This is a genomic window from Bacteroides nordii (assembly GCF_019930665.1).
Classification (GTDB): Bacteria; Bacteroidota; Bacteroidia; order Bacteroidales; family Bacteroidaceae; genus Bacteroides; species Bacteroides nordii.
In genome coordinates this window covers 1,851,139-1,866,446 of sequence record NZ_CP082886.1, presented here as the reverse complement: position 1 = coordinate 1,866,446, position 15,308 = coordinate 1,851,139, and the positions used below count along the sequence as shown (strand labels likewise).

General features: G+C 41.9%; 12 protein-coding genes and 1 tRNA gene. 4 read left to right on the top strand and 9 right to left on the bottom strand.

What is annotated here, in order from left to right:
- Positions 1-139: 139 nt before the first annotated feature.
- The 3 genes from proS to K8P02_RS07180 all read right to left on the bottom strand — a co-directional run bounded on the left by proS (position 140) and on the right by K8P02_RS07180 (position 2,612).
- On the bottom strand, positions 140-1,621 hold the full coding sequence (gene proS, locus K8P02_RS07190) for a proline--tRNA ligase (protein ID WP_002560139.1): 1,482 nt from the start codon (positions 1,619-1,621) through the stop codon (positions 140-142).
- Between the two features lie 126 nt (positions 1,622-1,747).
- On the bottom strand, positions 1,748-2,479 hold the full coding sequence (locus tag K8P02_RS07185) for a TIGR02757 family protein (RefSeq protein ID WP_025867838.1): 732 nt from the start codon (positions 2,477-2,479) through the stop codon (positions 1,748-1,750).
- A 57-nt stretch (positions 2,480-2,536) separates the two neighbouring features.
- A tRNA-Gly gene (locus K8P02_RS07180) sits at positions 2,537-2,612 on the bottom strand.
- Positions 2,613-2,961: 349 nt separating this feature from the next.
- Here K8P02_RS07180 and K8P02_RS07175 point away from each other — a divergent pair.
- From K8P02_RS07175 to K8P02_RS07160, 4 genes are all read left to right on the top strand, one after another.
- Positions 2,962-4,419, top strand: coding sequence for a TolC family protein (locus K8P02_RS07175; RefSeq protein WP_025867837.1), 1,458 nt, complete (start codon positions 2,962-2,964; stop codon positions 4,417-4,419).
- A gap of 48 nt (positions 4,420-4,467) precedes the next feature.
- The gene (locus tag K8P02_RS07170; RefSeq protein WP_025867836.1) at positions 4,468-5,523 is read left to right on the top strand and encodes an HlyD family secretion protein; all 1,056 of its coding nucleotides are present in this window, start codon (positions 4,468-4,470) and stop codon (positions 5,521-5,523) included.
- A gap of 211 nt (positions 5,524-5,734) precedes the next feature.
- A complete protein-coding gene (locus K8P02_RS07165) occupies positions 5,735-6,931 on the top strand; it encodes an ABC transporter permease (protein ID WP_007485702.1) in 1,197 nt (398 codons plus the stop codon).
- On the top strand, positions 6,915-8,123 hold the full coding sequence (locus K8P02_RS07160; RefSeq protein WP_025867835.1) for an ABC transporter permease: 1,209 nt from the start codon (positions 6,915-6,917) through the stop codon (positions 8,121-8,123). Before K8P02_RS07165 ends, K8P02_RS07160 begins: the two co-directional genes overlap by 17 nt.
- Here K8P02_RS07160 and K8P02_RS07155 read toward each other — a convergent pair.
- The 6 genes from K8P02_RS07155 to K8P02_RS07130 all read right to left on the bottom strand — a co-directional run bounded on the left by K8P02_RS07155 (position 8,076) and on the right by K8P02_RS07130 (position 15,298).
- Entirely contained in the window at positions 8,076-9,137 is a 1,062-nt protein-coding gene (locus K8P02_RS07155) for a DUF4857 domain-containing protein (RefSeq protein ID WP_007485704.1), read from the bottom strand. The genes K8P02_RS07160 and K8P02_RS07155 overlap by 48 nt on opposite strands.
- Positions 9,138-9,206: 69 nt before the next feature.
- Entirely contained in the window at positions 9,207-9,875 is a 669-nt protein-coding gene (locus tag K8P02_RS07150; RefSeq protein WP_007485705.1) for a hypothetical protein, read from the bottom strand.
- A gap of 12 nt (positions 9,876-9,887) precedes the next feature.
- Entirely contained in the window at positions 9,888-10,775 is an 888-nt protein-coding gene (locus K8P02_RS07145) for an ABC transporter ATP-binding protein (RefSeq protein ID WP_007485706.1), read from the bottom strand.
- Between the two features lie 30 nt (positions 10,776-10,805).
- Positions 10,806-11,375, bottom strand: coding sequence for a PepSY-associated TM helix domain-containing protein (locus tag K8P02_RS07140; protein WP_007485708.1), 570 nt, complete (start codon positions 11,373-11,375; stop codon positions 10,806-10,808).
- Positions 11,359-11,958, bottom strand: a complete 600-nt coding sequence (locus tag K8P02_RS07135) for an OB-fold nucleic acid binding domain-containing protein (RefSeq protein ID WP_007485710.1) — start codon at positions 11,956-11,958, stop codon at positions 11,359-11,361. The genes K8P02_RS07140 and K8P02_RS07135 overlap by 17 nt, the downstream gene beginning before the upstream one ends.
- A gap of 322 nt (positions 11,959-12,280) precedes the next feature.
- Positions 12,281-15,298, bottom strand: coding sequence for an InlB B-repeat-containing protein (locus tag K8P02_RS07130; RefSeq protein ID WP_007485712.1), 3,018 nt, complete (start codon positions 15,296-15,298; stop codon positions 12,281-12,283).
- Between the last annotated feature and the right edge of the window lie 10 nt (positions 15,299-15,308).

Sequence of the window (15,308 nt, the reverse complement as noted above, 5' to 3'; positions counted from 1 at the left end):
GTATCCCAATTGAGTGATAGTATTGAAATACCGATTCATAGTATGAGTTAAATCTGAAATACTCCTGCTTATCACTAAAAAAGAAATGCCGGTTGGCAATGATCTGCAACCGGCACTCGCGTCAAAATAAAGTATCTTCTTAATAAGAGCGTGCAAAAATTACACGGCATGCAGAAGGCTTACCTGTAACCATACACTTTCCCGGAGTTTTATCGCCATCGAATGGAATACAGCGAATAGTCGCTTTCGTCTCTTCTTTAATTTTCTCTTCGGTTTCAGTAGTTCCATCCCAATGAGCAAGAATAAAACCACCCTTTTCTATTTCTGTTTTAAATTCATCATAAGTATCTACGGTTCTTGTCATAGACTCACGATGTTTCAACGCTTTCTGATAAATATTTGCCTGAATTTCTTCAAGGAGATTCTTAACATATGCTTCGATACCTTCACAAGAAATTGTTTCTTTTTCCAAAGTATCACGACGCATTATTTCCATTGTATTGTTCTCCAAATCACGGCCCCCCATAACAAGACGCACAGGCACACCCTTCAGTTCATAATCTGCAAACTTAAAGCCAGGACGCTTATTATCGGCATTATCATACTTCACAGAAATACCCAGTGACTTCAAATTGGCAACAATACCCGCCACTTTAGCATCAATCTGCTTCAACTGTTCGTCGTTTTTATAGATAGGTACTATAACGACCTGTATAGGAGCCAAATGCGGAGGCAATACCAACCCGTTATCATCAGAGTGAGTCATGATAAGTGCTCCCATCAGACGAGTAGAAACGCCCCATGAAGTAGCCCACACATATTCCATCTTATTCTCTTTATTCACAAACTGCACGTCAAATGCTTTGGCGAAGTTCTGTCCCAAGAAGTGAGAAGTACCACTCTGCAAAGCTTTTCCATCTTGCATCATTGCTTCGATAGTATACGTATCGAGTGCACCGGCAAAACGCTCGTTGGCCGACTTCACTCCTTTTACTACCGGAACAGCCATATACTTCTCTGCAAAATCAGAGTATACATTCAACATTCTGACTGCTTCTTCTTCCGCTTCTTCACGGGTAGCATGTGCTGTATGACCTTCCTGCCACAAGAACTCGGCTGTACGCAGGAAAAGACGTGTACGCATTTCCCAACGGAATACATTTGCCCATTGATTACACAAAATAGGCAGGTCACGATAAGATTGTATCCAGTTTTTATATGTATTCCAAATAATTGTTTCTGAAGTAGGACGAATAATCAGCTCCTCTTCAAGTTTTGCAGCCGGATCTACCACGACCCCTGAACCATCTTCTGCATTTTTAAGACGATAATGAGTCACTACCGCACACTCTTTAGCAAAGCCTTCTACATGTTCGGCTTCGCGGCTAAGGAAAGATTTTGGGATTAACAACGGAAAATAAGCATTCACATGACCTGTTTCTTTAAACATATCATCCAACTGACGTTGCATTTTCTCCCAAATAGCGTATCCGTAAGGCTTTATCACCATACATCCACGCACAGCCGACTGCTCTGCCAGATCGGCTTTTACCACCAAATCATTGTACCATTGCGAGTAATTCTCGCTACGTTTGGTAAGGTCTTTCAGTTCTTTTGCCATTATATTTTTTATTTAAAGTTTTCTTAATTCATTAAAAACAGGATGCAAAAATACGAAATTAGACTGAACTCTGCCTATTCTTCTGCATTATTTTTGTCAATGAAAGCCGCTATAACGAGGCTTCTGTCACTTTACAGGCTCATTCACTCCAAAACCGAACAAAGCAAAATCTCCTTTTACCGGATCATCGGGCCAGATACGTGCCAATGCTTTCGTAATATCACTTGCTGTTTTGATACATTTACGGCTTTTTGTCAAGCCCAAATCGGTAGAAATACGATGAACGTGAGTATCAAGTGGAATAATCAATTCACGGGGATGAAACTTCTGCCAGATACCAAAATCAACACAGGAATCCCGACGAATCATCCAGCGCAGAAACATACACATTTTCTTGGCTTCGGAAGTACTACGTATTGTGGGCATACCGTTGATATGCCCCAAAACTGATTGTAATCTTTGTAATGGTGAGAATCCTTCAAAGGACTCATAAAGATAATCTTCCAATGTCTGGGTTTGAGAATACACCGCATGTAAGGTACTACACAACAGATAAAAATCATCATAAGAATAATATCGGTAAAAACTTCTCTTTTGCCCTGCATACATTTTCCACTCTTCACTCATGATATAAGAATGAGGAGCACAACTGAATAGTTCACAATCCACCCGGTCTGCACTTTTGATAATGGCTTTACGGTTTCCAGTAGCTATCCAGGAAGTTACGAGACCTGAAATTTCAATATCTACCTGAGAAGTATAACGATGAGGTATTTGTATCGGATCTTCTGTGATAAAAGCCGGAGTCTCATATCGTTCCGCCAATAACATAAGATGTTCTTTCAGTTCTTTATTCATGATTATTACAGATATAGTAAGAGCCATAAATCAGGTTGATTTATGGCTCTTTTCATTTGGAGCGGCAAGCGAGACTCGAACTCGTGACCCTTAGCTTGGGAAGCTAATGCTCTACCAACTGAGCTACTGCCGCATTACTTTTCTATTCTTTGAAAACGTTGGCAAAGGTAAACATTGTTTTGTAAAAAAGCAATGTGTAAGCAGAAAAAAATAAGAAATAATGCGAATCAGTAGTTGAAACCAATTAAGAGTTAGTTTTATTCATATCTGATCGGAAATGAGTAAAACCCACCACAGAGTAACACAGAGTTTATCAATAAAAACGAAACACGTTCTTTCTTACACATAACCTTTTAATTACGCAGTTTAAAGTTTTACTCAACTGCATAATTCGTGGTTTTATTTTTCTGTTTTAAAAAACAGTCTGCGAACAATCTTCTTTTTCATCTGTTAACTTCTCACGAAATAAACGAATAACGAATATGAACCTAAACCATCGAATGATTCTCATTATGCTATCGGTAGGATTATTTATACCTACCGTTATAGCACAAGAAGATAGCTCTGGAAAGCAACACCTTAGTTTTGAGGAAGCTCTTGAGTTACTGCACAATGGTAACCAGAGTTTAAAAATAGCAGATAAAGGAGTGGAAATAGCCAAAAGTGAAAAAGGAAAGTTGAATGCATTCTGGTATCCAAGTGTGCAATCAACCGGAGCATTTGTACATATGTCAGAGAAAATAGAGGTAAAACAGCCTCTGTCGCAATTTACCGATCCGGCAAAAGACTTTGTACATAGTATTATTCCGGATGACAAAATTATAAGTGGCATACTCGATCAGATAGGAGCTAATACGCTGATATTCCCTTTGGCACCACGCAACCTCACAACAGTAGATGTTACTGCCGAATGGATACTCTTCTCTGGCGGTAAACGATTCCATGCCAGTAAGATAGGAAATACCATGGTAGATCTTGCCCGCGAAAGCCGGGCGCAAGTGGATGCCACACAACGTACACTATTAGCCGAAAGTTATTATGGATTAAGACTGGCACAACAAGTAGTGGCAGTGCGCGAAGAAACCTATCGTGGATTGGAAAAGCATTATGAAAATGCCCTCAAACTGGAAGCTACCGGAATGATAGACAAAGCAGCGCGTCTCTTTGCACAAGTCAATATGGACGAAGCGAAACGCGAACTGGAAGCAGCGCGTAAAGAAGAAGCTGTTGTACAGAATGCACTGAAAACATTGCTCAATATAGAGGGAGAAAACGGAGAGATCACTCCTTCTTCACCTCTGTTTATAAATGATTCGCTTCCACCCAAGATGGAGTTTATTCTTTCGGTAAATACCAGTAACTATCTTGTCAATCAGTTAAACTTGCAGGAACACATGGCCAAGCAACAAGTAAAGATTGATCAAAGCGGATATATGCCCAACATTGCCCTCTTTGGCAAACAGACATTATACTCACACGGTATCCAGAGCAACCTGTTACCTCGTACAATGATCGGGGTAGGCTTTACATGGAACCTCTTTGACGGATTGGAACGTGAGAAACGGATACGCCAATCTAAACTCACCAGACAGACATTAGCACTGGGACAGGCAAAAGCGAAAGACGATCTCGCCGTAGGAGTAGATAAGCTATACAGTCAGATGCAGAAGGCACAGGATAACGTGCGTGCTTTGAACACCACCATTGAGTTGAGTGAAGAGTTGGTACGAATGCGGAAAAAAGCCTTTACGGAAGGAATGGCCACTTCAACCGAGGTGATTGATGCAGAAACAATGCTGGCTAAAGTAAAAGTAGCCCGACTGGCTGCCTATTATGAATATGATGTGGCACTAATGAATCTACTGGCCCTATGTGGTACACCGGAACAATTCAAACAATATGCCTCCACTTCGCCTGGTAACTTGCTTAAAGAGGAATAAAAAACGAAAGAATCTCAATTAACAGAAACGATAATCAATCCTATAATTATGAATACAGAAGATAACATAAAAAAAGAGGTAACGCCCTCTTCAAAGGAAATACAAGAGAATACTTCTAACAGAAAAAGTCTGAGCATTGCCTTTATTGTTGTTCTGATAGTTGTTCTCTTATTTACAGCTATTGGTATGATATTAATGAGAAAACAGCCACTCGTACTGCAAGGTCAGGCAGAAGCTACAGAAATACGTATCAGTGGAAAACTGCCCGGACGTATTGACACTTTCTTAGTACGTGAGGGAGACTGGGTAAAACAAGGTGATACACTTGTAGTAATCAACAGTCCGACCATAGAAGCCAAATATCGCCAATTAGGTGCGTTGGAGCAAGTAGCTGTACAGCAAAACAAAAAGATTGATGCAGGTACACGCCGGCAGATTGTAGCCACTGCACAGCAACTTTGGAATAAAACGAAGAGCGACCTGTCACTGGCAAAGACTACCTATGACCGGATACTTACTTTATATAAAGACAGCGTGATAACCTCACAACGTAAAGATGAAGTAGAAGCGATGTACAAGGCAGCAGTTGCTGCAGAACGTGCTGCCTATGAACAATATCAAATGGCGGTAGATGGTGCACAGAGTGAAGATAAAGCTTCGGCAAGAAGTCTGGTAGATGCAGCACGCAGCACAGTGGATGAAGTAACTTCTCTACTCGTAGATGCACGCCTTACAGCTCCTGAAGACGGACAGATAGCCACTATCTTCCCAAAACGTGGAGAACTCGTAGCACCGGGAACACCTATCATGAATCTGGTAGTGATGAGTGATGTACATGTGGTACTAAATGTACGTGAAGATTTAATGCCCAACTTCCGTATGGGAGGTAAATTTGTAGCAGATGTTCCGGCAATAGCTAAGAAAGATGTAGAGTTTGAGATATATTATATCAGTCCGTTGGGTAGCTTCGCTACATGGAAATCGACGAAACAAACGGGTAGTTACGATTTACAAACTTTTGAGATACATGCAAGGCCCACACAATCCGTAGATGGATTAAGGCCGGGAATGTCGGTGCTTGTTCAATTGACAGTGGACAATTGACAATGGACAGTGTAATTGCATCGGTATATTATTAATTAAGTAATCGTTCTAAATTATATGATGTTATTATGAAACGCAGAAACTCGCAGATTCACGTAAAGCATATCATCGCTCAAGTATAACGCAGCCATTTAATCTGCGAAAATCTGCGATCATTTGCGTTTCAATAAAACGCTGTCACATAGTATGAACTAAATTTGAAGTACTACTTATGACCAATAACTCTCAACATACAACTTCCAACTATCAACTAATCTCCGTCCTACGTCGTGAATGGATACGGATGACCTCGCGACGCCTTTATTTTGGCGTCTGTATCATCTTGCCATTGTTCACCCTCTTCTTTATGGCTACTATCTTCGGCAACGGACAAATGGAGAATATACCTATCGGCATAGTCGATCAGGACAACACGGCAACTTCACGGACAATAGCAAGAAATATATCTGCAGTACCCACTTTCAAGGTGACCTGCCACTTTACCAATGAAGCTGCCGCCCGTGAAGCGGTACAGCGTAAAGAGATATATGGTTATCTCTCCATCCCTCACAATTTTGAGCAGGATGCTACAACAGGTAATGAGGCCACTCTCTCCTATTATTATCATTATGCATTGCTCTCAGTAGGTGGCGAGCTAATGGCTGCATTCGAAACATCGCTTGCACCGGTAGCATTATCTCCTATAGCAATGCAGGCCGTAGCATTAGGAGTAAACGAACAACAAATAGAAACATTCCTCCTGCCTGTGCAGGCAAATGATCATCCTATATACAATCCGTCTCTGGACTACTCGGTTTACCTGAGCCAACCCTTCTTTTTTGTATTGTTTCAGGTACTCATATTGCTCGTCACAGTGTACAGTGTAGGTAGTGAAATCAAGTTTCGCACCGGAGACAACTGGCTTGCCGTAGCAAAAGGAAACATGGTGAGCGCCATCATGGGTAAACTCTTGCCCTACACCATCATTTTCAGTCTTATTGGTATACTCGGCAATTATGTTATGTTTGGTATACTGCATATTCCCTTTCATGGTAGTTGGCTGCTGATGAATACAATGACCGTACTTTTTGTGATAGCAACTCAAGCACTGGCACTGTTCATCTTCTCCCTGTTTCCGGCAGTGGCACTCATCATCAGCATTGTATCTATGGTAGGTTCACTGGGAGCAACATTGTCCGGGGTTACTTTCCCGGTGGCCAATATGTATCCTTTGGTAAGAGATGCTTCATACCTCTTTCCAATACGTCATTTTACAGAAATTGTACAAACTATGCTCTATTCCGGTGGTGGATTCGTCCATCTATGGCCTTCGGCCGTTTTTCTTTGCATCTTCCCGTTATTAGCGTTAATGATGCTCCCCCACCTGAAACGGGCTATAATCAGTCATAAGTATGAAAACATCCAATAAACTCTCACAACTGTCATCTATTATCACGCGCGAATTTCGTGCTATTAGCACCAGTTATGCCGTGCTATTAGTGCTGATGGGAGGTATCTTTGTATACGGATTACTCTACAACTATATGTATGCCCCGAACATTGTTACCAAAGCTCCTATTGCTGTGGTAGATAATTCACACAGTAGTTTGAGCCGGCAATACATACGCTGGCTGAATGCCACACCACAAATAGAAATCTATGCACAGGCAATGGATTATCATGAGGCACAGGAATGGATGAAGGAAGGAAAAATACAAGGTATTCTGTATTTGCCACACAACTTCGAAGATCGGGTATTTCGAGGAGAAGAAGCCGTATTCTCACTCTATGCCACTACAGATGCCTTTCTTTATTACGAAGCTCTACAGGAAGCATCATCACGGGTGATGCTTGCCATTAATGATGCCTATCGCCCGGATGGTACCGTATTTCTACCTCCGCAAGGCCTGATAGCTGTAGCTATGGCAAAGCCTGTCAATATCTCAGGTACAGCATTGTACAACTATACCGAAGGATACGGTTCTTATCTTATTCCGGCGGTAATGATGGTCATTATCTTTCAGACATTACTAATGGTTATTGGTATGGTGACGGGAGATGAATATCAAACAGGCGGTATACGTGCCTACCTCCCATTTGGAACGGGATGGAAAACTGCAGCACGTATCGTTGCAGGAAAAACATTTGTCTATTGCATGCTGTATGCTCTGTTCGCTTTCTTTCTACTGGGATTGTTACCTCATTTCTTTAGTATTCCCAATATAGGCAGTGGCAAGGATATTATAATCATGCTCATCCCCTATCTGCTGGCAACAAGTTTCTTCGGACTGGTAGCTTCACGCTGGTTTACCGATTCAGAAGCCCCTCTGCTGATGATTGCTTTCTTCTCCGTGGGATTGATTTTCCTCTCCGGAGTATCCTATCCCATGGAGTTAATGCCGTGGTATTGGAAAATGGCACATTATATTATACCGGCAGCACCGGGCACACTTGCTTTTATAAAACTAAACTCTATGGGAGGAAACATGGCAGATATACGCCCGGAATATATCACGCTGTGGGTACAGACTGTGGTATACTTCGGGCTGGCTGTATGGGTATATAAAGAGAAATTAAAAACGGGCACGCACGTATTTATCAGTACCGGAAGTAAAGGATAAACGAAGCGGAAAGATATATTTTCCTACCTTCTCTGCCACTGACAGTTCGGAAGCTGGTAACTCCATTACTTTTATCAATGAGTAATCATTGGCATCAACCGCATAATAAAGTTCTGTATGAGGTCTCGTTATTCGTATGGTCCAGTCAAACATATTACCCATAACAGTCATTGCATCTGCTTCAGGATTAAAAGCAGGAATGCCGACTTTCACTACATCATATGTCTTGTTATTAAGTACATAAAGAGTATTGTTTACATCCGTCATAAAAGCCAGTGTCTTACGGTTTTTAAACTCAGTGATAAAAAGATGCTTCAACTCTAATCCGGCAGGTAAATCCACAGCCCGAACATAAGGACGGTCTTTCACTTGTTTCAAGTGAAATAAATGCCGGTTGGCATCCAGTAGCATGTATCCTTCGTCATAGTCTTTACGTGTAGTGGGATTACCCGAAATTTCAAGAGCCGGAAAAACAAAGCCTTTCTTCTTCATCGCCTCCGTGAAACGACTACTCTTTTCATGGTCAATAGTATTGGAGGCAATAGTGACGAACTCAATTCCGGTATCAGTAATACGAAATACATCACCGGGCATTTTCAGATCCACACGACCGGACATAGATTCCAGTAACGGGTATAATCCGATACGAGGAGCATTGATATCCGAAGGAACAGTACGGAAATTAAAGTTCTCCATTTGTACCAACCGCGGAGTTACAGGTACTCCATTTATAGTATCCGGAAATCGTTCATCCGCCATTAGCTGACGAACATAAAACATGGGCAAAATACTGTCAAACTGTGCCTGCGTATAGGTATTACCCGAAAGATCACGCCGAACCATGCCCTTGTCGCCTTCCTGTCCCATCATGGCAAAATCGTCGATGACAAAGCTATACAGGGTAAAAGGAGTCTTCTCCGGTTTGGAAGTAAAGAAGTTATAGCACCAGGGCAATTGCCACACCAGTAGCAAAACAATGGTCACATAAAGTAATATTTGGCTGAAACGTTTCATTATCAATTAGTTTATGAAAGTAAATATGATTTTAATCTTGAGAAGCTGAATCTTCCTGTACGGATAGTATTAGTCTTGCTTCCCTTCCTTAAAGCGAATGACAGAGAGCCATGAAAAACCTGCTATTAACAATGTATAGAGGGTAAGCCAGGGCAAGAAGCTGTTATACGCTTCGGGGGTAGCAGACAAAAAGAACACACGCAAAACCAATACGGTAATAATCAGATTCAGAATGCGACGCTTCCAAGCCGGTTCAAGGCAGACCCAGGAAACAAGCAGATAGGCGGAAACACCTGCCAGATACCACGGAACAGCTGTAAGTAAGATATGGCGCACAAGTTCGGAAGCAAGAATACTTTCCAGATAGACAGCCATCAACAGAAAATTGAGTGCAAAACACACGATCAGTGATAATAACCCATAAAACAACATAGAAGCTACCATACGCAGTTGTGAATAGGGTAAATGAAGTGTCAATTTGAGACATTTACGATGCATTTCGGGCACAAACTGTACCACGGCCAGTAGTAACCCGACAAGCAATGGTATATATTGCAGTAAATCTACAAATACCGCGTCACGTTGCAACATTACTTCCCATACATGTTCTACTCCTTTTAGTTCTACAACCCGATTTATACGCAACATGCTGTATCCGGCAAAACCCAGTGTAACGACTCCGGCCAGCAACAGATACCAGCGGGTCTTGATCCATTCTTTATAAAATATAGCGTTCATAATGTTCTTCATTTAATATTTACCAGTCAGTCCAATAAAAGCATCTTCCAAATTGACACGTTCACTATGAACATCAGTGAAAGGTATTCCCTTTACATTCAGTAAACTTTCTACTTCAACCGGTGAAAGAAACGAGTATGTTTCAAGCGTATTACGTATCACGGAAGGGTGATAAAGCCTTTCTATAGAAGGGCAAGTATATCCCTCCGGTACCGTCCATGTAAAACGGCGTACCTTATCAAGTAATTCTCCAACCGGTTTCTGAATCAGAATCTTACCATAGTCCATCATAATGCAGTCATCTATAAGCCGCTCCATATCTTGTATAATATGGGAGGTGAGAAAAACGGTTTTATTTTCGGCACGGGCATAGTCACGCAGGTAATCCACAAACAGACGACGATAACCGGGATCGAGTCCCAAAGAGAAATCATCGAGTACTAACAACTCTGGATTTTGAGCAAGTATAAGCCCTAAAGCAACCTGCGAACGCTGTCCGCAGGACATACGTGAGATACGTTGTCCGGGAGCAACTTGCAGCTTATTCATCAGCTCATAATAGGCTTCCTTTTTCCATTGTCCCTGATAAAAGGCGGCATAAAATTTTTCTATTTGGGTAATGGTCATGAACTGGTATTGCACATGACCTTCAATCAGCAGTCCGATATTGCGACGTAATGAAGGTTCCATTGTCTGAATATCCTGTCCAAAAATACGGCACTCTCCCGAACGGGGTTTCAGATAGCCACTCAAAATATTAATAGTAGTGGTTTTGCCTGTACCATTCTTCCCCAACAGACCGAGAATACGCCCTTTAGGTACACTAAAAGTTAGATTTTCATATATTAACCGTTTGCCGTAGTAATGGGTCAGGTTGTTACATTCTATGATTGGTTCCATTTATTTGTAATTATTACTATAAAATTCTGATTAGAAAAAGAAGAGAAATGCCAGTGGAATAAGTATTCCTGCTACCAACTCTATCCCTCCCCGCCCGGCAATTCCTTTTTTACCTTTGAGCATGATGATACCGGAAACAGTAATCAGGATAAGGCCAACAGCAAAGATATCGGCAAAGACAGTCCACCACTGTCCGGGGTTATAGTGAAGACGGACCACAGCACTCAAGAAGGGGCGACGGGTCACAGATTCGTAGACGGCAGTTCCTGTCTGTACATTTACCTGCAGGTTAGATCCACCTTTGAGGAACACCTTCATTATCTCCGGCTGGGGAAAGTAATGCTTGGTATAGTTTTTTTCTTCGCCCAATGGTTGCAGAAGAGTAAGCACCGCTGTTTTATCCATGGTTGCTTTTTGAGGCAGAGGGGTAGTAACAGTATATTCGCGTCGTTCTACCGAATAATTGGGATTTATCGTATCCCGGTGATTCATCACGATACCGGATATAGCATATATCAATAACATTCCTGAAAAAAAGAAAGAAAAGTCGCGATGTATAACGCGACTCCACTTCCGGATATTATTACCCTTGAATGTCATAAGAGGATGCTTCAAGGAAATAGAACGACAAATAATCTTTTCCCGTTTTAGCCTTACGATCCGCTATCTTTGCACGAAAATCAGCAATACGTGCTTCAGGGGTATTGGCTGTCTCACCGCGGGCTTTCTTCTCTGTACTACAAGCAGCTTCACCTTCACCATGTTTCTCGGCAGCCTTAGCTTTAAGTTGCGACTCCCAATTTTGCAAATATGCTTCATCCACACGCTGTTCTTTCAATGTTCCGGTGACACGAACAATCGAATTAACGCATTTCTGGTCAAACTTACCGACACTACCGCCTTCAACACGAATCGTTTGTGTATCATCACTCCCCATCAGAAAGATTTTACGACCGCCATGCTTGCATATATGTGTACAAACTCCTTCCACGGTCACCTCCTGTCCGGCAAGTGATTCTGCATCGGCAAGCAGATTATCTATTTCGAGAGCACCGCTGTTGGCGGATTGTTCTACTGTAGTCACTTCTTCCTGAGAAGTTTTCTGTGTTTTGTTTCCACAGGAAGTACCTACAAAAACGAGGGCTGCAATAGCAGCAATAATAGTAATTCTTCTGGTTTTCATTATTTTTGTTTTAGTATATGTAAATGAATGTTATAAACTCTGCAAAGTTACACATCCTGCTATGGATATAAATACCCCGAAATAGGTATTCTCCACTTAGACAAGACAATAGATGTACCCATAATTAGGTAAAACAACGAAAGCGGTATTGAATCAATGCTGCGTTATGTTCTCATAACACACGGATAAGACGGATAAAACAAAACGAATGACAACGGATCTTTTATCTTGTTTATTGATAATCAAAGAAAAAATCTGCTCCGTCGTCATCCGCCTTATCTGATCCGGTCTTATCCGTATGCTATAAAAAACACAAAACTATTTATCTCACATAAACTTTATAAGAAGTATTTTCTACTTTCACAATATAGAATCCACGAGGTAGAGCATACTCATAAGTACCCTCCTGCATCTGCTCACGCATGACAATGCGTCCATCCATAGTTGAGACAAGAACAGAAGCTGATTGGGCAAGTATCATATGCAGTGTTGCATCGGTTGCCCAAACCTGTACTTCTTTTGACAGATCCGTATCCGTAATGCCTGTTCCTCCTGTGGAACGGAAAACAATCTCAACTGTTGTATTTTCGGCAGCAGTACGGAATGTTTTCACTCCTTCAGCCAGCAATACGCCATTAACACGTAAAGCTTCAAACTCATAACCGTTGTCCGGTGTAACGGCTAATTCTACTGCTATGTTTCGCTTCAGGAAGAAAGTAGCAGAATCTTTGGCAAGTACGGCAACGGGCTTGGTCAGTGTATAAGTTCCATGCTCCGGTTCTTCTACTGTAAATATATAGGCAGGAGTCGATACTGTATTCTTTGTACCGAAAGTAGGACAGGATGTTTTAGAAGAAGTCCATTGCAGATAGGTAGTCAATTCAATATTATTCAGATATCCGGCAAAACCAGACATTTCGGTAGCAATAGCACTTCCATACATTTCAGTTTCAGTAAGAGCATTTCCTTCTGAGTTGAGATCTGTAGCGGCAGTAACAGTGTTTTCCAGATAATAGCTGCGTGTAATAATACCCGGCTTATCTTTACTGGTATTCTGTCCTACAATTCCACCTGCATACTTAACAGCGGTTGTTACTGTAGCTGAGTTAATACAATTTTTTACTTCAGAATAAGCATTGATCATGGCTACAATACCTCCGGCCGCATTTGCAGCAGAAGTAATCACACCTGTATTATAGCTATTAGCGATAAGACTACGCGCCGGTCCTGCAGTAGGTGACTGCAACATAGCAACCAATCCTCCAACTGTTCCTTTACCGGAAAGAGCACCGGTATTAAAACAGTTGTATATTGTACAAACGGCATTATTATCACCAAGGCGTGCGGCAATACCGCCTACCATCATATTGGTTGAAGTAATAGTACCTGTATTAGAACAGAGAGAAATAACTGTTTGTGCACCAATAGCGTCTCCAACGATACCACCTACGTACATTCCCGATGCTTCAATTGCAGCAGCATTGTGACAGTTTGTGATAACAGTATTGCTTATACCTCCTGCCACAGCACCGAAATATTGTTGTGTAGAAGAAAGCTTACAATTGGCAGCAATACTCACATTCTTAATCTCAGCACCACTGGCAGATCCAAATAATCCGGCATATTTTATAGTGGCATTGATATACATATTCTGTATCGAAAAGTCATTACCATCAAAGATTCCACCAAACTTATTCGTCTCAGTTCCTATAGGTACCCATAATAAGGTTTCACCTGCCGCATTGTTCACACCAAGATCAATATCAGACATCAGCTTAACAGTCGTTTCAATATTCGTTTCTCCGGCATTCACTTTAGATGCAACATAAGCAAGCCCTTTAGCTGTATATACCTCATAGGCCGTGCCATCCAGTTTATAGTCGGTAGAAGCAACAGCATGTTGTGCCATATCCGCCCATGTGGTGGCTGTACCTGCATTAAAGAGCAGTTCTATCTTTACATCTTCTGCAGGCATTGCAAATGTATTACCGGTTTTGGCTTCTTCACCCAATTTAAATCCGGAGAAATTGTATCCCTGATAAGCAGTTACGGCAAGAACAACCTGAGCACCGGCTTCACTGTAAAGAGACATTGCGTCATCCGAAGCCAAAGGAGATGCAGATAGTTCACCCAACAGAGTAGGCACTATACTGACCCGGTAGGTTTGAGTAGCAGCATCATTACCTAATGCCACATATTCACCTGCAACAGATGTCCATGTAACAGCACCCAGTGTTCCTCCGGTACGTTGGTTCTCGTAACCGGCACCAAGAGTCAGTTCTTTTGCCAGTTTCTCACTTTTCAATTGCTCATCTGTAAGTACGGTAAAAGGAATGGTTCCGGCAGACAACCCGTTATCTATCGAATAATTACGAATAAGGGTAGTATGTGTAGTTGTCATAACGATACTATGTCCTGTACCGCTTACTTCACCCAGATTTACACAGTTTGCCATTCGTCCTTTCAATGCAGCGGCAGACATTCCTCCGGCAGCCTGTCCGATAATACCGCCACCATTGATTACCTTTCCGGCATTGATGCAATTGAGTACCTGATAATCACCATAGCCATACCCGGTAAGTCCGCCTGCTTTGTTGGAAGCTTCCTTAATCTCTCCGTAGTTCACACAGTTCACCAGAGTGTCCGCCTGAATATATCCGCAAATTCCTCCTACATATCCGCCATTATCAATGTTTCCATAGTTCCGGCTATTAGCAACGTAGCATTTGGCACGTGCCGCTCCTACCAGTCCACCAATATGTATATTCTGGTTTTTAATGACAGAAACTTCGCCCCGGTTGGTACATCCGATGATGCGGCTTTCGATTACGGAAGCTGCCAAAGCACCGGCAACGGCAACCGTTTTGGTAGTTGTAAACTTTGACTTTTCACCGATTGTCACATTGCGTATAATAGCTTTGTTGAGAGCACCGAAGAAACCGGAACAATCCACATCCCCACTCACATTTACACCGTCAATGGTGTGTCCTTGTCCGTCAAAAGTACCCTGGAAATAGATTTCTGTTCTATTGCGGATATAGTTACCAATCGGTGTCCATAATACCGGTGCGTCATCCACTGTTGCAGTAAGATCGATATCATTACCCAACTTCACCGTTTTTCCATCGAAGGTATACTTATATGTATTCACCAGAATAGAAAGTCCGGCAAGCTCTTCAGGCTTCGTTAATGTATATTCTGTCGCAGATTTATGTTCCGTATACCAAAGGGTATCTGGTTTTTGACTGTCATCCGTCCAGTTTGCAGCAGAGACAGATGCCGGGAGCAATGCTGCCGTCAGCATCAGTGTCCCGGAGATGAGAAGTAATTGTTTTTTCATTTAATTCTTG